Raw genomic sequence first — 19,324 nt, forward strand, 5'->3', positions numbered from 1 at the left:
GAGACAACTAGGGTAGGTATATGAGACGCGCAAAAATTGTGGCCACCTTCGGACCGGCGATCGCGAGCTTTGACAACACGCTCGCCGTGCTGGAAGCCGGGGTCGACGTGGCCCGGATGAACATGAGCCACGGAGACTACGCCGTGCACGACAACACATACGAGAACGTCCGCAAGGCTGCCGGTCAGCTGGGCAAGGCAGTTGCCATCATGGCCGACCTGCAGGGGCCGAAAATCCGCCTCGGCCGGTTTGTGGACGGGCCGCACCTGCTGGCTGTAGGCGACACCTTCACCATCACCACCGAGGATGTCCCGGGCACCAAGGACATTTGCTCCACGACCCTCAAGACCCTCACCGAGGACGTCAACCCCGGCGATGCGCTGCTGATCGACGACGGCAAGGTTGCCCTTCGGGCGATCGACGTCGACGCCGTCAAGGTGGTTGCCCAGGTGATCGTTGGCGGGTACGTCTCGAACAACAAGGGCATCAACCTGCCCGGCGTTGCCGTGAACGTCCCGGCACTGAGCGAAAAGGACGAGGACGACCTGCGCTGGGCCATGCGCCGCGGCGTGGACATGGTGGCCCTCTCCTTCGTCCGCGATGCCTCGGACATCACCCGCGTCCACGAGATCATGGACGAAGAAGGCCGCCGCGTACCGGTGATCGCCAAGATCGAGAAGCCCCAGGCCGTTGAGCAGCTCCCGGAGATCATTGACGCGTTCGACGCCATTATGGTGGCCCGTGGCGACCTCGGTGTGGAACTTCCCCTGGAGGAAGTGCCGATCGTGCAGAAGCGAGCCGTCGAACTTGCACGACGCTGGGCCAAGCCGGTCATCGTGGCAACCCAAGTACTCGAATCCATGATCGACAACCCGCGCCCGACCCGCGCTGAGGCTTCTGACTGCGCCAACGCAGTGCTCGACGGTGCCGACGCCGTGATGCTCTCTGGCGAGACCAGCGTGGGCAAGTACCCGATCGAGACCGTCAAGGTGATGGCCCGGATCATCGAATCAACCGAGGTCCACGGCCTGGAACGCGTCCCCCCGCTGGGCACCAAGCCCAAGACCCGGGGCGGCGCCATCACCCGTGCCGCCGTCGAAATCGCCGATCAGCTGGATGCGAAGTACATCTGTACCTTCACCCAGTCCGGCGACTCGGCACGGCGTTTGTCGCGCCTGCGTCCGATCCGTCCGGTGTTCGCCTTCACCCCGGTGGAGCACGTCTGGAACCAGCTGGCGCTCACGTGGGGCATCCAGCCGGTGCTGGTCCCGATGGTGGGCCACACGGATGAGATGACTGCCCAGGTTGACCGCAGCTTGCTGGACATGGACCTCGTTGACGACGGTGACATGGTGGTTATTGCCGCCGGTTCGCCTCCCGGAAAGGCCGGTTCCACGAATATGCTGAAGGTACACCGTGTCGGCGACCTCGCGGACGCCGGAAGCCACGGCAACACCGAGGTCACCAAGGACAAGGTGGGCCCGTGGCCGGAACGGAAGAAGCGGAACAGCAAAATCTAGTTCCGTCACTGCCGACAAAAGGGAGGGTCCCCGCCACTGGCGGGGACCCTCCCTTTTGTCGTGCGAATCAGGCTATGGTGTTCCCGGCCCGGCTAGTTGACCTGGTTGATGATGGTCTCGGCCACCTCACGCATGCTCAGGCGGCGGTCCATCGAGGTTTTCTGGATCCAACGGAACGCCTCCGGCTCCGTCAGTCCCATCTTGGTGGTCAGGAGGCTCTTGGCGCGCTCCACAAGCTTGCGGGTGGCGAACTGTTCCTGGAGGTCGGTCACTTCGCTTTCGAGGGCCTTGATCTCCTCGTGGCGGGAGAGTGCGATCTCCAGGGCGGGGATGAGGTCCGCCGGAGTGAAGGGCTTGACCACGTAGGCCATGGCGCCGGCGTCGCGGGCGCGCTCGACGAGTTCCTTCTGGCTGAATGCGGTGAGCAGGACCACGGGGGCGATCCGGGCCTTGACGATTTTCTCAGCAGCGGTGATGCCATCCATGATTGGCATCTTGACGTCCATCAGGACGAGGTCCGGCTTAAGTTCCTCGGCGAGCTGGACGGCCTTTTCGCCATTGTCCGCTTCACCGACGACGTCGTAGCCTTCACCCCGCAGGATCTCGATGATGTCGAGCCGGATGAGGGTCTCGTCCTCGGCGACAACCACGCGGCGCGCCGGCTTGGACGTGGTGTTTGACTCCGTCTGTTCTGACACGGGAACTCCTTGGAAAGGTGCGGCGGGAACTAGACCATCTTAGGTTGTCACCGCTGCGCTGCTGGGACCGGACATGTTCGATGCGGCGTCACTGGCGCGATTCTGGAATTCAGCCTATCTGCATGTAGAGTAATTTCGCGCACTGGAAGCGATCGCCTTGCTCACAGCACTGTGTCTCTGCGATTGTTTCCTGGTGTACTCCGCGCCCGAGTGGCGGAATTGGCAGACGCGCCGCACTCAAAATGCGGTATCGAAAGGTGTGTGGGTTCGAGTCCCACCTCGGGCACAGTGTTTCCGCAGGTCAGAGGCTTTTGGTGTTTCTTCGTGTGGACAGTGTCCACACTCTCGCCTCTGATCTGATGTTCCGGATGTGTTGGGTCCCGGATAGACCTATTCGGTTGTGGGGGAGTGGGCTGACTACGGCCGGCCGGTTGCCTCCTTGCGGGGTCTCTGCTGGGGGTTCATCCTCGTTCGTCCTCCCTTGGGTTTACGCGTACACCATTTCATGGCGGCCAGGGCCGCGTACAACATGACTTGCTGATTATTCTTTAGATCGACTTTGGGTTGCGGCCGGTCCGGGTTTTCCGCTCTGATACCAGTTCATGCAGGAATGCGGGGGGAGCGGCATGACATGGCAATTGATCCGGAGCAGACCACGAGCTCGCTGAGCCTGGCCAGTCGTTAGGCGGGCCGGCCTCGAGGGCGGGTTGAAGGAACTGGTAGGCCCTGCTGCCATGGCCTTCCCAAAAAGTTAACCGGCCGCTGCAGCCATCATTGTCCCCGTCATCGCCGCATCCGGCCTCTGGGTATCCTGCATCGCTGTCCTCGCTGTTTTGGCGGTGGGAGCCGGTCCCCGAATCCAAAGCCAGCACCCCGATGATCTCTGCCTCCTCCGTCGTTAACGCATGCTGGGCGGGCAGCGCGGCGACGACCCAGAGCGGATCTTGATCGATCACCTGTGCGATCGTGGCGGTCATGGTCCTGGCCGGCAACGACCCCCGGGCCGTCCTGTCGATGCTGGACCTGTCCCGGGCCAGCTACCGGAAAATGTGGCAGAACCTCATCTGGGCCACCGGCTACAACATCATCTCCGTCCCCCTCGCCGCCGGTGTGCTGGCCTTCGCCGGAGTCGTCCTCTCCCCCGCCGCGGGAGCGGTACTGATGTCCGTCTCCACCATCGTCGTCGCCCTGAACGCACAGCTTCTGCGCCGGCTGAAACTCAATCCCTCCCACGTCCGCTGAGCCCCGGCAGCCGCCCGGGCCCGTCCCGGGCCGGTAACCTTGAAGCCAACCAGACCGCACGGAAGGAGGAACACCATGACCGCCATCTCAGCCCGGCGTGCCACGGCATTTCTCCGAGGTGCGGCCCTTCTCGCGGGAACGCTGGCGCTCGTCGCCGGCATTTTGGGGATGCACATCATGACCGGCACGCACGCCATGCCGGCGCCGGCCACCGGTCATAACACCGGGGCGCTCCATGCCATGCCGGCGTCGGCCACCGGTCATGACACCGGGGCGGCGCTGCCCCACATGCAGGCCCCGGAGCACCGCGGCCACTTCGCGGACATCACCGCGGTCCCGGGGACCACCGCAGCGCCGGGTATCACGCACGCACCAGGACTGTCATGCGCCGATACGGGCGGGTGCACGATGATCTCCGCCATGGGCGGGAACTGCGTCCCCTCTCCCGGGAACACGCCACTGGAAGCTCCGCCGCCGGGCACAACGCCCCTGACTTCCAGCGGCGGGCCCATCACCGGCGATTCCCCTACCGGGTACGGGTTCATTCCGCGAAGTCCTTCTCCGGGCCAACTTTCCATCAGCCGGACGTAAACGGCCAAGCTGCGCCGTATCCTGCTCGGCGCGCCCCGCTTACCCGATACGCACCTTCCGGCTGTTCAGGCCGGTGATGGGCGTGTTATCCGCAGTCGTGCGACAACGACGATTTGATGATTAAAGGACTTGAACTCCATGAAGAAAACTCTGACCATTTCTGCCCTTGGAATTGCCGCCGTCATAGCCCTATCGGGCTGCGCGGGGACCTCCGGAAATACACCTGCCAGCTCCATGCCGGGCATGGGACAAAACGGGATGGGGATGTCCTCCAGTTCAGTCCCGGCTGCCTCGGAACACAACGCGGCGGACAATATGTTCACCCAAGGGATGATCCCGCATCACGCCCAGGCCGTGGAGATGAGCGACGTGATGCTCAAGAAACAGGGCATGGATGCCCGGATCACCGCTCTCGCCACCAAGATTAAGGCCGCGCAGGCACCCGAAATCGAGCAGATGACAGGCTGGCTCAAGACCTGGAACGAACCGGCCCAGATGGCTTCCGGCCATGGCATGGGCGACGGGATGATGGGCGATGACGACTTGAAGAAGCTCGACGCCGCTCAGGGAACCGAAGCGGCCAAGCTGTTCCTGGGCGGGATGATCGCCCACCACCAAGGCGCCGTGACGATGGCCCAGACTGAAATCAGCCAAGGCAAAAACCCCGACGCCATCCAGCTGAGCAAGGCAATCCTGACCTCCCAGACAGCGGAAATCAAGGAAATGCAGGACCTGCTGGCCACCCTCTGACCGGTGTCCTCCGGCGCCGGCCCTTCACGGGCCGGCGCCAACGCCCTTGCCATGCCCCACCTGAATCCCTGGAGTCCCCATGCCCCGTCCCTCCCGTCCCCGGCGCCGCGCCGCAGCCGTCCTGGCAGCCGGCGCCAGCCTCATATTTGCCCTCTCGGCGTGCAGTCCCTCCTCCGGCACGGCAGCACCCTCACCGGCCGGCACCGGCACCGGCCTGCCGGACGCCCATGTTCACGGGCTGAGCGTCAACAGCGAGACCAGCCAGGTGCTGCTGGCCACGCACGATGGCCTATTTGACGTCACGAAACAACCCGCCACCAAAATCGGCGCCACCAACGACCTGATGGGTTTCACAGGCGGCACGGACCACGGCGTCCTCTACGCATCCGGACACCCCGGAGAGGGCTCCGACCTGTCCAACCCGATCGGGCTGATCAGATCCACCGACGCCGGTAGAACGTGGGAAACGCTCTCCCGCCAGGGTGAATCCGACTTCCACGCGCTCACCGCGACCAAATCCAGGATCGTCGGCTTCGACGGCGCACTTCGCACCAGCCCGGACGGCAAGACCTGGAACACGGTGGCCGCTGATTTCGTCCCGGCCGTCCTCGCCGGAAACCCCACCAGCGACACCGTACTGGCCACCACCCAGCAAGGGATCCGCCGCTCAACGGACGGCGGTCAAACCTGGACCATGGTGGACTCCGGACCCGTGGTCCAGTTTGCCGCCTTCGCCAGCCCCGCCGAGGCGGTCGGAGTCGAACCCGGCGGGACAGTCCACACCTCCGCAGACGCCGGCGCGACCTGGACCCGAAAAGGCAAAATCCAGGACACGGTCCAGGCAGTGGCGGCAGTGGCGGCAGTGAAAGGCCCGGATGAAGGCCTCTGGATCTGGGCCGCCACTGCCAGCGGGCTCGTCGTCTCCACCGACAGCGGAATCACGTTCCGTCCCGCTAATGCCCCCTGACCCCAGCGATGCGCGACCCGGTCATGGTCCTGTTCGGCGTCTTCATCACGAGAACACAAAACAATATACCCCCACGGGTATGAGGGTGTAGCCTCATAAATATCACTGCATGCCGGTCAGTACCGGTTTCGCGGAACAAGGAGACAGGTAAATGATGGGTGGATACGGATCTGACATGGGCTGGGCGTGGATGTTCTGGCTTCTGCTGATCGTCGGGGTCCTGCTGCTTGCCGGCCTCGGGATATGGTTCTTTTCGGCCGGCGGGCGCCGCGTCGGATCCGCGGGCTCCCCGGACAGTAGGGGCGCCGGGCTTGCGGGCAGTGGAGGCACACCCCGGGAGATCCTGGATGAACGCTTCGCCAGGGGCGAGCTGACCGCGGAGGAATACCAGGAACGTCTCAAAATCCTCAAGGGCGACAGCTGATGCGGCCTGTCCGCCGACGCACTGCCCTCATTCTGGGGGGCGCCGGAACCACAGCCGCACTGACGGGCGCGGCAGGCCTGTTGTGGGGCTCCGGATCCGGGTTCCAGCCGGCGGGCGGGCAGGACCTCGGTGAACCCGAGGTCCTCCGCAGCAGCAACGGGATGCTCCAGGTGCACCTAAGAGCGGCGCAGGGTCAGGCAAGGATCGCCGGTACAAATGCGACCGCGTTGACCTACAACGGGTCGCTGCCCGGCCCGACCATGTTCCTGAGGCCCGGTGACCGGGTGAACGTGACCTTGGAGAACGGCCTGCGGGATCCGACCAACGTGCACGTCCACGGCCTGCACGTCTCCCCGCAGGGCAACAGCGACAACGTGCTCCTCTCCGTTGACCCCGGGACGTCCTTCGACTACGAATACCGGCTTCCCGAGGACCACCCTCCTGGCGTGTACTGGTACCACCCCCACCACCATGGCATGGTCGCTGACCAAGTATTCGGCGGACTGTACGGTGCCATAATCGTCGAGGACCCGCACCCTGTCCCGACCTCACGGGACCGGGTCATGGTCATCTCGGACATCTCGCTGAACAGCGACGGAAGCATCGCGGCGGTGTCGGCGATGGAGAAAATGATGGGCCGGGAAGGCAGCCTGGTTCTGGTCAACGGCCAATTAAACCCGCAACTTTCGGCCAACCCGGCAGAACGCGAGCGGTGGAGGATCATCAACGCCTGCACCTCCCGGTACCTGAACCTGCGTCTGGACGGTCAGCGTCTGCAGCTGCTTGGACTTGACTCCGGCCGCTATCAGAACCCCCGGGACGTTGAGGAGCTGCTGCTGGCTCCCGGGAACCGGGCCGACCTCCTCGTGACCGCGGCCTCCGGCACGGCCGTGCTGCGCACCCTTGCGGTGGACAGGGGAACCGCAGGATCCATGATGGGCGCCAGCACCGGAGGCCAACAGGCCCAGGCCGACCCCAACGGGACCGTCCTGGCCACTTACTCGGTCAGCGGCGAACCGGCCCCGTCCGCGGAGCCGCTCCCAGCCCAGGCTGCACCCCGGGACCTGCGGTCCGCTGCGGTCACGGCACGGCGGGAACTGACCTTCGCAATGGGAATGGGAATGGGCATGGGGTCGGGAATGAGGTTCACCTTTAACGGCAAACCTTTCGACCCGGCCCGGATTGACACCACCGTCCCGGCCGGGGCCCTCGAGGAGTGGACGCTGACGAACACCAGCCCCATGGACCACCCTTTCCACCTGCACGTATGGCCCATGCAAATCATCGAAACGGCCAGCGGGCCCGTGGCCGATCCCGAGTGGCAGGATGTGGTCAACGTCCCGGCCCGCAGCAGCGTCCGCGTCAGAATCGCGTTCGATGATTTCACCGGCAAGACCGTCTACCACTGCCATATCCTCGACCACGAGGACAGCGGCATGATGGGCCTCATCGAATCCCGGTGACACCGCGATTCGGCGTCATTGACTCACCGTGAAACCCAATGAAGGAGCATAACCATGAGCTACGCACACACCATCACCGTCGCCCTGCCGTACGAGGAAGCGGTGCGCCGGACCAGGGAGGCACTCCAGGGCCAGGGCTTCGGGGTCCTCTCCGAGATCGATGTCCGCTCAACCTTGGAGGCCAAGCTCGGGGAGGAGAGCGGACAGGCCCTGGGCGACTACCTCATCCTGGGCGTCTGCAATCCCGCCTTGGCCCAGCGCGCTCTCACCGCGGAACCGGACATGGGCCTGCTCCTTCCGTGCAACGTCGTCATCCGGCGCGGCAGCGACGCCGACGAGACCGTCATCCAAACGATCGACCCGCAGACAATGGTCAAGCTCAGCGACGCCCCGGCCGTCGCCCTGGTCGCCGGCGAAGCCGATGACCGGCTCCGGGCGGCGCTGAAAGAGCTTCAAACCGCCTGAGACCCGGCCGCCCTCCGGACCGGAGCCTCATGGGACGCGAAAAAGAGATCATTGTGTCCGCGTGCACATCGGAGCATGGCTGCCGCCGCCGGCCCCTGAAGCATTCTGTATACACCCGCCATACACCCGCCGGGCCTTTGGGCACTGTTCCGGGAAGCGGGCCCAACGTAGTTTTCACAACAGGAGGTTCGATCATGATGTATGGCTGGGACGGAAATGGCTGGGGTATCGGCGCATGGGTGGCCATGGCCGTGTTGATGCTGATTTTCTGGGGCGGGGTGGTGACAGTCGTTGTGCTCCTGCTCCGGCGTCCCCATCCGGGTGAGGGACCGGCCGCACAGCGGCCGCCGCACCACGACGCCGAACGTCTTCTCAATGAGCGCTTCGCCCGCGGGGAAATCGACGAGCAGGAGTTCACTGCCCGGCGCACGGCGCTCAGGCACCAGGATTGAACTCGTTGAGCCGCCGCGGCAGATCATCCTCGGAATCGCATCCGTGATTCTTCTGACCGCACTGTCCCTCGTGGCGGTGGGCCTCGTGGGCGGTCTTGTGAATCCCGGGGGCACCGGTTTTCTGTCCCGGGCCCGGTGCGTGGCGCCGAATCTTCCCGGGCCGGTCATCAGCGTTTCACTAACCAACATGGGCGGGCCCATGATGGGCCCACGAAACGGCATGTTGGGCGGCGCCATGCGGATGACGGCAGACCGAAACACCGTGGCCCACGGCACGGTGTCCTTCCTGGCCACCAACGCAGGCACCATCAGCCACGAACTCGTCATCCTTCCCCTTCCCGAAAGCCAGATCCCCGGCACCCGCCCGATCGGCGCGGACGCCAAAATCGATGAGACCGGCAGCCTCGGGGAAGCGTCCAACACCTGCGCCGAGGGGACCGGGCAGGGGATCCTTCCCGGCGCGTCAGGCTGGGTCACCCTCACACTACCGCCAGGACGCTATGAACTGGTCTGCAACCTCCCGGGCCACTACGCCGCCGGCATGTACACCCAACTCACCGTCAGTTAGCCCCGTGCGGGAAGCTCGTACGTTCCGCGGAAAGCGCACGAAGGCTCGACTGAAACACCGGAACGAGGGGTCTAGGAATGGCGAAGAGGACAACGGCCTCGGCCCGGCCGCAGTCGGGAGCTGGGCAGATCGTGCGATTCGGAAGCTGGACCAGGTGCTTGATAGGAGCTTTGCAGCCCCATCATCAGAGTGCGAGGACGGACGCCCACGCAATTTCACGGCCAGCGCAATGGCGATGGCGATCGCGCGGTTGTCCATCCGCTTCCACGGGAGCATCTCATCGACCGCGGCCCCAATGTTAGCGAGCCAATCGTTCAAGCCATCGACCCGATGACTATGGTCCAACTCAGTGACAGCCCGGCAATTCGCGAGGTTGCCACAGACGCCGATTCCCGGCTGCGGGCAGCGCTGAACAGCATCGAATCCAATGCGGCGGGCAGCGAAGGCACGTGACCCTCGGCGTTTCTACCGACCTGTTCATCACCTTGAGCGCTTCAGGCATCCCGTCCCGGAACCTGCCCGGTCAGCAGCTCAAACGGCCGCGCGACTGAAGAATAGTCTGTAGAACCACGATCCGAGACACCAATGGGTGGTGGTGAGGATTGTGCCTCCGAGGGCGACCATTCCTCCGAGCACAAATCCCAACACTGACAATCCGTTGAAGAAAGACAAGGCTGAACCTGCAATGAGCACGGTGGACAGTAGGTACGAAAACTGTCGCGGTCTCGGAGTGGGCGGAAGAGCCGGCGCATGAAACAGGTGGCGAACACCGAGGTTGTAGACCAGGTCCAGAATCATGCCGCGGGGAAATATCGCCCCCGTGAGCGGAACGATTGCCCCCACTCCAAGAAAAGCGGGCGACTGCAACGCCAACCCGACCATGATCAAAGCTGTCCCCACTGCCGGTGTGAATCGTAAGGGTCCCGCGTAGCAAGACTTGGCGGCCTCATCCAGATTTCCGAATCCTTGCTTATCCAGGTTGGTCTTCGTGAATTCAGTGAGTGTTGACATTTTCAATTTCCTTTGTGGAGTTGTGAATCAGGTCGATCACGGGGTACGGGCGTCCGGCGCGCACGTCCCGCTGACTACTGTAGGCGTCACACGAGTGTGCGTCCCGGCGTTGACCTTCACCCCGCGGAATCCTCCAGCCTCCAGCCAGTGGTGAAGTGCCGAAGGATTTAGTTAGCACGCCCGCCCACACGTCTTCGTCTGGGGAACCCGTAGGCCATCCCGCTCCCGGGATGGCCTACGGATGCCTGCGAAACGATTTTCGGCCCGGCCGGCAACCGGCACTCGGCCGATCCCTGATTTGCACGCTCGATACCTGCACTACAGACGACCTTAACGAAAACCGGCGAGAGAACAAGCCATTTCAACCGCCGATCTACATCGCCCTGGGCGGCCTGCCAGAGACCTGAGCGTGCACGTTTCCCCGCTGAGGCCTGCCGAACGACCCAGGGGTTGGCTGAGTCACGGGATCGGTACGGGGACCCTCCGTGCGTCCAGATCCGCTCGTCTGGCAACCCAAAAACCGCCCGTCGGCAGCACCGAATCGATAAGAACAATGGCCAGCAGCTGGCCGGTCCACCCATTTTTGCGCCACAGGAATAGGGTCAGAAGAACGTAGGCGACGAACAGGGCACCGTGGACCGGGCCCATAAGATGCAAATACGACAGTTGAAGCCGGTCCTAGTGGGTCCCGATCAGATTTACATACTCAGAACGTTGCGTAACTCAGTTCCGCGCAAAGAATCGACAGTGGAAGTTGCGACGTGACAGCGTGGATTGTCGGGCCCGGATCCACCGGTGAATCAGAGGACTGGAACTTAGCAAAAGGCCGTGCAGGGGTGGGCTTTACCGGCGTGGGTAGCCTTACCGGGTGCAGCCCCCCCCGCGGATCCTCACACTTGCTGGCCGTCCGGAAATGCGGCTTGCGCATAAACTTCGCGTGCGCGGTCCATGGCCCGCGCGGAGTCGCGTGCGAGGCGCTCCCGGCCGGCGGCCCGGTAGAGATCCTGGGCCCACTCAAATTCGGCCGCGGCATCACGGTACCGGGCTTCATCGAAGAGCCGTCTGCCGATGTGGTGGCGGACGAGGGCTTCTGCAGCAGGCGTGCGGGTCAGCCGCAGGGCCCCTTCCTGCAGTCTCGCCGCATCGTGCCAGCGGTACTGGCGCTGATAAGTCTTGGCGAGTACGAGCAGCGGCCGGAGCCGGTCCGGGGAGGCGGCCAGCAGGGCCAGGCCGGCGGCAACTGCTTCCTCGTCCCGCCCCAGCAGGGAAAGGATCCACACCTGTTCCAGAGGGGTACAATCTCCGAGCAGCGCGTGCACCGCTCCCCGGTCCAGGACCACGTCGCGCAGGGTCGCCGGATCCGTGACCCAGATGTCTCCGGTTTTCACAGATATAGCCTATGACGCGTCCGGGTCTGCCGACATCAGGTCAGGCCCGCACCCACATTCCCCCGCCGTTCGACGCGGCACATCGCCGCCTCCACGATGAACAGCCCGGCGAGGACGCCGGCTGTGATGCTGACTGCCATGAACTTCGGGATTCCGCCGGACGTCGCCGCTCGGTCGAAGAGCGGGGTTTTCGGCAGCGGCATGTTCCTCAGTTTACAAGCCGCTCCTGCACACCGCTTCAGCGCCCGGCCGGGCCTCCACGCATGTGAGTCACCGGCTGTCTCCGGCCAACGCTGCTTTTGGGCACGGGACGGGTCAGAGAAGGCCCAGCGGGTCCACAGGCGATCCATTGAGCCACGTTTCGAAGTGAGCGTGGCATCCCGTGGAATTTCCGCTGCTGCCCGAGTAGGCAATGAGTTGGCCCTTGTCCACCCTCTGCCCGGCCGATACAGTGACGCTGCTGTTGTGGTACAGGATCGTGGTGAGTGCGTTGCCTTGGACTACGCCGTGGGAAACCATGACGGTGAAGCCGCCGCCGCCGTTGGTCCAGCCGGCAGTCGTGACGGTTCCGGCGGCCGCAGCATAGACCGGCGTGCCGCAACCCACACCGAAATCAATACCGGAGTGGAGATAACTGCCCGTGCCCAGGAAATCGATCGTCCCCGGAGGAGTGGCACGCCAGCCAAAGCCGGACGTGATCGGAACTCCCGCGCCAAAAGGGCGGCTGATTCCGAACGATGAAGCATTCCCTGGAGCTGGAGCCTGCGGCTGGGCGGGGTTCTGGCCCTTCGGGGCCTGGGCTAGCGCCTGCGCCTGCGCTGCCTGTTCGGCCAGCCAGGCTTCGCGTTCGCGGCGTTGGTTTTCGGCAATTTGAGCCGCGATGACCTGCTGCTGGGCTTTGACGGACGCCAGTTCGGCCATGATCTGAGGTTTCTTGGCGGCTAGATCCTGTGCCGATGCCGTTGACGATGTAATCAGCTGATCGAGGTCTTCTTTGGCGGCGGTGGCTTTGGCCCGGGCGGCCTGCTCAGCTTTCAGGGCCGTCTCGGCTTGCTGCTTCAGGTTCGCAATTTCCTGGCGCACTGCTGAGAGCCTGTTCTGGGAGTTCTCATCCACCGATCTCTTGTCCCGGATTTCGGAGACAGCAGCATTCTGGGCCTTCAGGGCCTGTTCGGTGTGGCTGATACTGTCCGCGGCTTCTGCCAGGTCGCCGGTGCCGAAGAAGAGGCTGAGGTCTTGGGGTACCCCTCCGCGCTTGTAGGCATCGGTGGCTATCTGTCCTACCATCTTATGACTCTCCGCCATCGCCTTCCGGCTTTGTCCCAGTTCGCGGTCTATGTCGGCCAGTGTCTGTTCGGCGGCGGATATGCGCAGGGTATATGCATCGACTTCACGGGCCGCGGCTGCCACCCGGGACTGCGCTTCGGCGACCGTCTGTTCTGCCGCGGGCCTCCGGGCTTGGTAGGTGGCAAGCTGCGAAGCGGTGGCAACGAGCGAGGAGTCCACGAACTCCAACGATTCCTGGACTTGTGCCGCCTGATCCTCCAGCTGAGACTGCGTGTCCTGCAGATTTTCAGCCTGCGCCCCCGTGCCACCCAAAGCACTGAACAGGAGGCCGGCCGCCAAGACGCGGACGGCGAACCTGACGCGGCGGGGGCCGAGCGACGGAAGGGAAGACGGACCCGGTGTAACTCCGGAGATGGAACGCATGCTTGATGACCTTCGCAGCAGGGGACCCGACCCAGAATACGGGACCTTTGCGTCAGTCCGGCAAATGGTGCCTGCTGACACGCCGGGGGGTTGCTAGGGGAGTCTTCCATCGTTTCCGGTCGGCAGTGCTACATGGAACGGGCGGTAAGCCGACAGGCTACATATCCGTTTTGAACCCGCGGGCGCGCATCTACGATGCAGTAACGAAGTAGCGCTGTCTGTGTCGTCCTCGCTCACGCCGGCTGACCGGTATTGTTTCCGTATGCCCGGAGCCCAACCCAGCTGGCTCTCCGGGAGGCGACAGCGGGACAAGCCAGGATCCTGATTCACGTCTCTACAACCGACAAGGACACTCCGTCATGAGCACCGGCTCTGGAAGTACCCGCACACGCCGCCAACCCGCTCCTGCTTTTTGGCATGACCCGGCATCGGGAGACAATCTGCTGTGGGGTCGAGATTGATGGCCGTGTTCCTGGCCCGCGGACTCACGGTCCTGACTGTGTCGCCGTCGCCGTCCCCGGGCGATGGGGGCCTTCGTGCTGGCTTGACTGCTGACCAGATTACGCCCGGGCTTCTTGGCTTCGTGATGACGGCCTTCATGGTCACCGCCGTCATTCTGCTTATGGTGTCCATGACACGGCGGATCCGGCGTGTTCGCTACCGCGGGCAGCTCAGTGACGCCGGAGATGCCGGCGACACCGCAGACTAAGGGCTTCACCCGGTGAACGCCGCCAGCGCAGGCGTTACTCCAGACCAACGTTTGGGCAGCCGAATTTGGCCACGGAAACACCACCGGGACACCGGAACTGGCTAGTCTTGTTCATCTCCGGCCCTGTCCGGGCATCGCTGGCCTTGTCCGGGCTGAAGGTGAAGTTCCGACCGGATCTGTCGTGGGCGCAAAGTTCAGACCCGCGGGTTGCCATGCTTTCGGACTTCTGCGCGTATCGGTGATGCTCAGGCCAGGGCTGCCAGGAGTTCTGTGCAGGCGGCTTCGCACCGACGGCACGCCTCGGCGCAGATCCTGCAGTGCTCGTGCATGTCCGCGTGCCGCTCGCATTCGTCGGCGCAGGCGCCGCAGGCAGCACGGCAGGCCTCAAGAACCGCTCGGAGGATGCCCTCGTTGGTTCCTGTCTGGCGGGACAGGACGCTGCCGGTCGCGCCACAGATGTCAGCGCAGTCCAGATCCGTGCGGATGCAAGTGATCAGATCCGCGACCATGTGCTCGCCCAGGCAGGCGTCAGCGCAGGCCGTACAGGCCTGGGCACATTGAAAGCATGCAGTGATGCATTCGGCGAGTTTGTTCCTCTCGATGGAGCCCGGCTCCGTCGGGTGGGCCTCAAGCATCGCACTGATGTGATGGCTCATTGTGCTTCTCCTGTCGCTGGTGGTGACGTGAGCGGCGGGCTGGGGCCGGCCGCCGCCTCCACAATAACTCTGCGGCACTTGGAGGCCAACGACCCGCTAACTCGGACATCTTCACCAGGACCTGCCGATCTCCCACGCGCTTCCTTCCCCCGCATTCCTGGAGCAAACGATTCCGGGCTAGCCGCCGGCCACGGCGGCGGCGATGAGGGATTTGAGGATGCTTTGATCGGCCAGGCCGAGGATCCTGGCGGCGACCCGTCCCTGTTTGTCGAGGACGAGGGTGGTCGGGACGGCCTGCGGCGGTACGTACTGGGTCATGGCCAGCAGGATGCCCCCGTTTTTGTCCTGCATGCTGGGGTAGGTGATTCCGAAGGTCCGCTCGAAGGCGACAGCGGCGGCTTCCTCGTCGCGGACGTTCACGCCGTAGAAGAGGACATTCTGTGGTTGGAACTCGTTCCAGAGTGCTTCCAGCCGGGGAGCTTCGAGCCGGCACGGGGCGCACGCGGCGTACCAGAAGTTCAGGACGATCACTTTTCCGGCCCAGTCACCGGAGTTAACGACCGTTCCGTCGTACTGTTCGCCGGTTACTACCACCGGTGGTTTCCGCTCGGCGTCGGCGTATTCGGTCACGGAGCCGTCCCCGGCGATGTAGTTTTTGTTGTCACCGGCTTTGGCCTGCTGGGCGAGGGGGTCCCCGGAGGCGCATCCTACGAGCACCGGGGCGGCCAGTGCGCCCAGAAGAGCTGATGAAAGAAGGCGGCGCCGGGAGAAACCCGGCAATGCCTCAAGGGCCCGGGGAGCGGGGGCCGGCGGTGTCCGGCGGCTTGGTTTATGCATGACTATCCTTTGATAACGGAATTGTAACTTCGAGGCCAGGTCGGATAGGGTTGACGCAATACATACCCCTCACGGGTATGCGTGAGGCCGCTTCGCCACGCCCCGCCGGCGGTCCATGAACTTTCAGTCTTCTGGCGGGGGCGGAGGACTCACCAACGGCGCCATCGTGCGCCTTGGGGTTGAGCCGGCTCTGTGAGTACACGCCTGTGCGGCGGCGGCTGGCGGAGCGGGCCGGACAGCACACTCGTCCGAATCCGACAGCTAACTTCGCCGGCGCCGAGAGGACTCGCGTTTTGCCTTCCCACCGTATACACGGTCGCCGCCGCGCTGTTGCCGCGTCCTCACCCGCCAAGCGCCGCCGCAGGGCAGCCGTCCTTCCGCCCGCCGTCTGGGGAAGTCGTGGGCAGCGATTTGGCGCCGCCGCGACAGTCACGGGGCTGATTGCCATGACGGTGCTCTCCGCAGCGCAGGCCGATCCGGACCGCCTGAACGCCGCCCGGGAACGCCCGGCCGCCTCGGCAACGGCAGCTGAACAGCCAGCGGTCACGGCGGCCGCAGGCGCCGGCCTCGCCTTTGAACGGCCCGCCGTCCGCTCCTTACCAGCACCGAAGGCTTCACCTGCACCAATCGCCCAGTCGGCCGGGGCTCCGATAACGACCGGTCCGGGGGCTGGCCCGGCTCCGGCGTCCGTTCCAGGCACGGGGTTGCGGGCTCCGTTGTCCTCCGTGAATGTCAGTTCCCCCTTTGGTCTCAGGGTCAACCCGCTGACCGGGGCATCCGGTGAGTGGCATACCGGGATCGACTTAACCGGGCCGTGTTCCACCGCGGTCTTCGCCGCCGGTGCTGGAACGGTGCTCGAGGCGGGTTGGAGCCAGTACGGCGGCGGAAACAGGATCGTTGTGGACCACGGCAACGGCTTGAAATCCACGTATAACCACCTGGCGAGCATCGGTGTCTCCGTCGGGCAGGTCGTAACCGCGGGCGCGCTGATCGCCGGTGTGGGGACGACCGGGAACTCCACCGGATGCCACCTCCATTTCGAGGTTATGGTCAACGGCCAGACGGTCAATCCCGCCGCGTTCATCTGAGCGGGCTTTCCGCGGTTCCCCGGACAATCGGGGCGCAGAGGGCCCTACGCATCGCGCCAGCTGCGGGGTGCGTGCGGACCACTGAGGTGTTCGCGGTTCAGCGCCTCGAGCTGTTCGTTGGTGAGGCTGTCGAAGGAGGTCGCCTCGTTCCGGTCGCTGCGGGCGAACCTGACGAACATCAGGATGATCAGGGGCACATCGACGATTTCGGCCAGGAACCACAGCAGGTCTCCGGCGAGCTGCTGGTCCCGCAGCGGTCCGGGAAGCCAGCCCTGATGCCCGGTGAGGGCCTGGGTTGCCCCGTCCAGGATTTGTGGACTGATCCTCATCAGGATCCCGGGCACGGCATCGGCGACGAGTTCGATGAACACGTAGATGAATTCGACGATGATCAGCGCGCTGACGGCCTTGGCCGACTGGTCTTCGATGATCGGCACCACCATCAGCATCCCTGTTAGGGGCACCAGAACGGTCAGGACGAGGTCCCAGAGGGGTTCGGTTCTTAGGGGATGGAACAGGGGGGTCAGGAAGAGGGCGAACATTCCCAGACCCAGCAGCGCGGCCACGACGGTGTTGCTCAGCGAACGCATCACCGGGTGCCCCAGGAATATCCGGAGCCGTCGCGCCCCGGCCGGTCCCAGCGTTTCCCTGGCAAGGGTCAGTGGTTTGCCCGCGGTGACCAGGAGCGGGACGATGAACAGGTATGAGGTGATCTTAAGGGTGAAGACCCAGCGCAGGTCGTGGCTGTAGACGCCGGTGAACCCGAAACTGAGCGCCGCGAAGCTGCCCAGACCCAGGACGTAGAAGGTCAGTGTCCGCCGCCTCGGCCAGTGGATCCCGCGGCGCCTGGCTGCGCGGAGGCCGCGGGCATACAGCCCGGCGGCGGGGACCAGGAGTGCCAGGGCCGGCCAGTTCAGGGTCCACGATGACAGGACAACGTCCCACGGAGGCATGCTCAGCGCTTCTTGGGTTCGGTGCGTCCGGCGATGACGGCGCCGATGAGGATCAGCACCCCGCCGGTGGGGTAGCCAACGAATATGTCCTCGGTGATGCCCGGCCCCTGCCCTGTGGGTGCGAGGTGGGCGATCCAGTGGCTGATGGCGACCAGTGCGCCGGCGGCCATGAGGACCTGTCCGATCCGGACGAGCCGCCGGTGCCGGCGATAGCAGGACGCGGGGTCCGCCGCGGGTTCGGGCTTGTGGTGCTTCTTCATGGAGTTTCCTTTGCGTGCCGGGCGTCGTGCTTAGCCGTTGGTTCCGCCGGTGCAGGCGGCGCCGGGTTCCGGTGCTTTCGGGGATTGGGCGTACGCGCCAATGAACGCGGGGATGCGCGGGTCCCCGGCGTCCTGGACCACCACCTGGGCGCCCCAGGCGGTCGCTGTGACCGGGGCGCTCTGGGCTTTGTCCGGGCTGAGCAGGACATACGGCTTGGCCTTGGCAAGGTCGGTGAGTTTCGCGACGTCGGCCGCCGGCAGCCCGGGCTTGTAGGTGATCCAGACGGCCCCGTGTTCCAGGGAATGGACGGCGCGCTGTTCGTTGACCGGATCGGTGTAGATGCCGCAGTTCGTCCAGACGGAGGAGTGGTCTCCTCCGACGCCGGGCTGCTGCGGGTAGTCGACGGCCTCCTGGACGTGGTTACGGGAGAGATTGGCGAAGGCCTGGATCCCGTCGATGGGTCTTTTGGCCGCTTCGGCGGCCGCGTTCCGCTGCTGCACTGACCCGGCAACGACGACGGCGACCGCGGTGATGATGGCGGCGAGGACCAGGCCGAAACCGCCGTAGACGAGGATATTGAACCGACGCTGTTTAGCTTGCTGCCGGCCGCGGATGGCGGCGACGATTGCCTGGTGTTCTGAGGGCCGTTTGCTGGCGTTACTCATGCAGGGATTCCTTTGCCGGGCGCCTCAGAGTCCTGCCTGAGGACGGGTGCGGGTGGGACGGCGGAGCGGGGAGGGGTCCTGAGTCTCTGGAAGAGTGCCAGGCCGGCGAGGAAGAGCAGCCCGGAGACCCACGTGTTCACGCGCAGGCCCAGGATCAGGTTGGCGGGGTCGGAGCGCATCAGTTCGAAGGCGAAGCGCCCGGCGGTGTAGAGGGCGGTGTAGAGGGCGAACACGGATCCGGCACCGAGTGTGTAGCGCCGGTCCAGGAACATCAGCAGCGACGCTGCGGCCAGGCACCACAGCGATTCGTAAAGAAACGTCGGCTCAAAAAATCCCAAGACCTGCGGAGCGCCGTCGGCTCCGGTCAGCGCCTGGCCGGTGGCTTGGTCCATGGCGTGGATCTGGAGTTTCCACGGCAGGTCCGTGGGCCCGCCGTAGAGTTCGTTGTTGAACCAATTGCCCCAGCGGCCCAGACCCTGGGCCAGGAGCAGCCCCGGGGCGGCCGCGTCCGCGAACGCGGCGAAGGGGACACCGGCACGGCGGGCGCCTATCCCGGCGCCGACGAGCCCGAGGGCGACGGCTCCCCAGATTCCGAGGCCGCCTTCCCAGATTCGCAGCGCACCCCAGGGGTCTTTACCGGGTCCGAAGTAGAGCTGGTTGTCGGTGATGACGTGGTAGAGCCGGCCGCCGACGATGCCGAAGGGGACCGCCCAGGCCACGATGTCCAGGGTCTGGGACGTGGTGCCGCCGCGGGCCCGGAGCCGGCGGGCGGTAAGCCAGACGCCGACTACGATGCCGGCCAGGATGGCGAGGGCGTAGAAGCGTATGGTCAGCGGACCTAGCTGGAAGGCACTGACGGCGGGGGAGGGGAAGAATAGTTCTGTCGCGGCAGGGGTGTTCATGGTC

23 protein-coding genes, 1 tRNA gene, 1 pseudogene and 1 riboswitch are annotated in these 19,324 nt (G+C 64.8%); of the genes and pseudogenes, 13 read left to right on the forward strand and 12 right to left on the reverse strand.

Going from position 1 to position 19,324, the window contains the following annotated elements:
* Positions 1–20 precede the first annotated feature (20 nt).
* Complete coding sequence (gene pyk, locus QI450_RS05580; RefSeq protein WP_226774842.1) at positions 21–1,520, forward strand: pyruvate kinase; 1,500 nt, start codon at positions 21–23, stop codon at positions 1,518–1,520.
* A gap of 92 nt (positions 1,521–1,612) precedes the next feature.
* On the opposite strand, the gene QI450_RS05585 is transcribed toward pyk, so the two are convergent.
* A complete protein-coding gene (locus QI450_RS05585; protein WP_282359818.1) occupies positions 1,613–2,218 on the reverse strand; it encodes a response regulator in 606 nt (201 codons plus the stop codon).
* 204 nt (positions 2,219–2,422) lie between these two features.
* Here QI450_RS05585 and QI450_RS05590 point away from each other — a divergent pair.
* Positions 2,423–2,504: transfer RNA gene (locus tag QI450_RS05590), tRNA-Leu, on the forward strand.
* A 262-nt stretch (positions 2,505–2,766) separates the two neighbouring features.
* On the opposite strand, the gene QI450_RS05595 is transcribed toward QI450_RS05590, so the two are convergent.
* Positions 2,767–3,195 carry a hypothetical protein gene (locus QI450_RS05595; RefSeq protein ID WP_226774844.1) on the reverse strand — a complete coding sequence of 143 codons (429 nt, stop codon included), beginning with the start codon at positions 3,193–3,195 and terminating at the stop codon, positions 2,767–2,769.
* Here QI450_RS05595 and QI450_RS05600 point away from each other — a divergent pair.
* The 9 genes and pseudogenes from QI450_RS05600 to QI450_RS05640 all read left to right on the forward strand — a co-directional run.
* Positions 3,194–3,460: pseudogene (locus QI450_RS05600) on the forward strand (heavy metal translocating P-type ATPase); the annotation flags it as partial. The gene QI450_RS05595 and the pseudogene QI450_RS05600 overlap by 2 nt on opposite strands.
* A 75-nt stretch (positions 3,461–3,535) precedes the next feature.
* Entirely contained in the window at positions 3,536–4,051 is a 516-nt protein-coding gene (locus QI450_RS05605) for a hypothetical protein (protein WP_226774845.1), read from the forward strand.
* Between the two features lie 138 nt (positions 4,052–4,189).
* Complete coding sequence (locus QI450_RS05610; protein WP_226774846.1) at positions 4,190–4,801, forward strand: DUF305 domain-containing protein; 612 nt, start codon at positions 4,190–4,192, stop codon at positions 4,799–4,801.
* A 79-nt stretch (positions 4,802–4,880) separates the two neighbouring features.
* Complete coding sequence (locus tag QI450_RS05615; protein ID WP_226774847.1) at positions 4,881–5,768, forward strand: F510_1955 family glycosylhydrolase; 888 nt, start codon at positions 4,881–4,883, stop codon at positions 5,766–5,768.
* A gap of 151 nt (positions 5,769–5,919) precedes the next feature.
* Positions 5,920–6,192, forward strand: a complete 273-nt coding sequence (locus QI450_RS05620; protein ID WP_226774848.1) for an SHOCT domain-containing protein — start codon at positions 5,920–5,922, stop codon at positions 6,190–6,192.
* Positions 6,192–7,655, forward strand: a complete 1,464-nt coding sequence (locus tag QI450_RS05625) for a multicopper oxidase family protein (RefSeq protein WP_226774849.1) — start codon at positions 6,192–6,194, stop codon at positions 7,653–7,655. The genes QI450_RS05620 and QI450_RS05625 overlap by 1 nt, the downstream gene beginning before the upstream one ends.
* 54 nt (positions 7,656–7,709) lie before the next feature.
* Positions 7,710–8,120, forward strand: a complete 411-nt coding sequence (locus tag QI450_RS05630) for a DUF302 domain-containing protein (RefSeq protein WP_226774850.1) — start codon at positions 7,710–7,712, stop codon at positions 8,118–8,120.
* A gap of 194 nt (positions 8,121–8,314) precedes the next feature.
* Positions 8,315–8,572: an SHOCT domain-containing protein gene (locus QI450_RS05635; RefSeq protein ID WP_226774851.1), complete on the forward strand. Its 258-nt coding sequence runs from the start codon at positions 8,315–8,317 to the stop codon at positions 8,570–8,572.
* A gap of 43 nt (positions 8,573–8,615) precedes the next feature.
* Positions 8,616–9,140, forward strand: a complete 525-nt coding sequence (locus QI450_RS05640; RefSeq protein WP_226774852.1) for a sulfocyanin-like copper-binding protein — start codon at positions 8,616–8,618, stop codon at positions 9,138–9,140.
* A 531-nt stretch (positions 9,141–9,671) separates the two neighbouring features.
* On the opposite strand, the gene QI450_RS05650 is transcribed toward QI450_RS05640, so the two are convergent.
* The 4 genes from QI450_RS05650 to QI450_RS05665 all read right to left on the reverse strand — a co-directional run bounded on the left by QI450_RS05650 (position 9,672) and on the right by QI450_RS05665 (position 13,249).
* Positions 9,672–10,151 carry a DUF4395 family protein gene (locus tag QI450_RS05650; protein ID WP_226774853.1) on the reverse strand — a complete coding sequence of 160 codons (480 nt, stop codon included), beginning with the start codon at positions 10,149–10,151 and terminating at the stop codon, positions 9,672–9,674.
* Between the two features lie 890 nt (positions 10,152–11,041).
* Positions 11,042–11,539, reverse strand: coding sequence for a hypothetical protein (locus QI450_RS05655; protein WP_226774855.1), 498 nt, complete (start codon positions 11,537–11,539; stop codon positions 11,042–11,044).
* Between the two features lie 35 nt (positions 11,540–11,574).
* Positions 11,575–11,742, reverse strand: a complete 168-nt coding sequence (locus QI450_RS05660) for a hypothetical protein (protein WP_226774856.1) — start codon at positions 11,740–11,742, stop codon at positions 11,575–11,577.
* Positions 11,743–11,854: 112 nt separating this feature from the next.
* On the reverse strand, positions 11,855–13,249 hold the full coding sequence (locus tag QI450_RS05665) for a peptidoglycan DD-metalloendopeptidase family protein (RefSeq protein ID WP_226774857.1): 1,395 nt from the start codon (positions 13,247–13,249) through the stop codon (positions 11,855–11,857).
* A 445-nt stretch (positions 13,250–13,694) separates the two neighbouring features.
* On the opposite strand from QI450_RS05665, the gene QI450_RS05670 reads away from it, so the two are divergent.
* Positions 13,695–13,958, forward strand: coding sequence for a hypothetical protein (locus QI450_RS05670; RefSeq protein ID WP_226774858.1), 264 nt, complete (start codon positions 13,695–13,697; stop codon positions 13,956–13,958).
* A gap of 245 nt (positions 13,959–14,203) precedes the next feature.
* Here the strand turns inward: QI450_RS05670 and QI450_RS05675 are convergent, their stop codons facing one another.
* Positions 14,204–14,614: a four-helix bundle copper-binding protein gene (locus QI450_RS05675; protein ID WP_226774859.1), complete on the reverse strand. Its 411-nt coding sequence runs from the start codon at positions 14,612–14,614 to the stop codon at positions 14,204–14,206.
* 177 nt (positions 14,615–14,791) lie between these two features.
* Entirely contained in the window at positions 14,792–15,451 is a 660-nt protein-coding gene (locus QI450_RS05680) for a TlpA disulfide reductase family protein (protein WP_226774860.1), read from the reverse strand.
* A gap of 111 nt (positions 15,452–15,562) precedes the next feature.
* A riboswitch (cyclic di-AMP (ydaO/yuaA leader) is annotated at positions 15,563–15,739 on the forward strand.
* A gap of 5 nt (positions 15,740–15,744) precedes the next feature.
* On the opposite strand from QI450_RS05680, the gene QI450_RS05685 reads away from it, so the two are divergent.
* Positions 15,745–16,539, forward strand: coding sequence for a M23 family metallopeptidase (locus QI450_RS05685; protein ID WP_282468117.1), 795 nt, complete (start codon positions 15,745–15,747; stop codon positions 16,537–16,539).
* Between the two features lie 44 nt (positions 16,540–16,583).
* Here the strand turns inward: QI450_RS05685 and QI450_RS05690 are convergent, their stop codons facing one another.
* Genes QI450_RS05690 through lgt form a run of 4 tightly spaced genes read right to left on the reverse strand, consistent with a single transcriptional unit; the run spans position 16,584 to position 19,320 of the window.
* Positions 16,584–17,492 (reverse strand): cytochrome c oxidase assembly protein, encoded by a 909-nt coding sequence (locus tag QI450_RS05690; RefSeq protein ID WP_226774862.1) that lies wholly within the window; start codon positions 17,490–17,492, stop codon positions 16,584–16,586.
* A 2-nt stretch (positions 17,493–17,494) separates the two neighbouring features.
* Positions 17,495–17,752 (reverse strand): hypothetical protein, encoded by a 258-nt coding sequence (locus QI450_RS05695; RefSeq protein ID WP_226774863.1) that lies wholly within the window; start codon positions 17,750–17,752, stop codon positions 17,495–17,497.
* A 30-nt stretch (positions 17,753–17,782) separates the two neighbouring features.
* On the reverse strand, positions 17,783–18,418 hold the full coding sequence (locus QI450_RS05700; RefSeq protein ID WP_282468118.1) for a DUF3105 domain-containing protein: 636 nt from the start codon (positions 18,416–18,418) through the stop codon (positions 17,783–17,785).
* Complete coding sequence (gene lgt / locus QI450_RS05705; protein ID WP_226774865.1) at positions 18,415–19,320, reverse strand: prolipoprotein diacylglyceryl transferase; 906 nt, start codon at positions 19,318–19,320, stop codon at positions 18,415–18,417. Before lgt ends, QI450_RS05700 begins: the two co-directional genes overlap by 4 nt.
* Positions 19,321–19,324 lie beyond the last annotated feature (4 nt).

Origin of the sequence: Arthrobacter sp. EM1, from assembly GCF_029964055.1 — a bacterium.
In the GTDB taxonomy this organism is placed as follows: domain Bacteria; phylum Actinomycetota; class Actinomycetes; order Actinomycetales; family Micrococcaceae; genus Arthrobacter.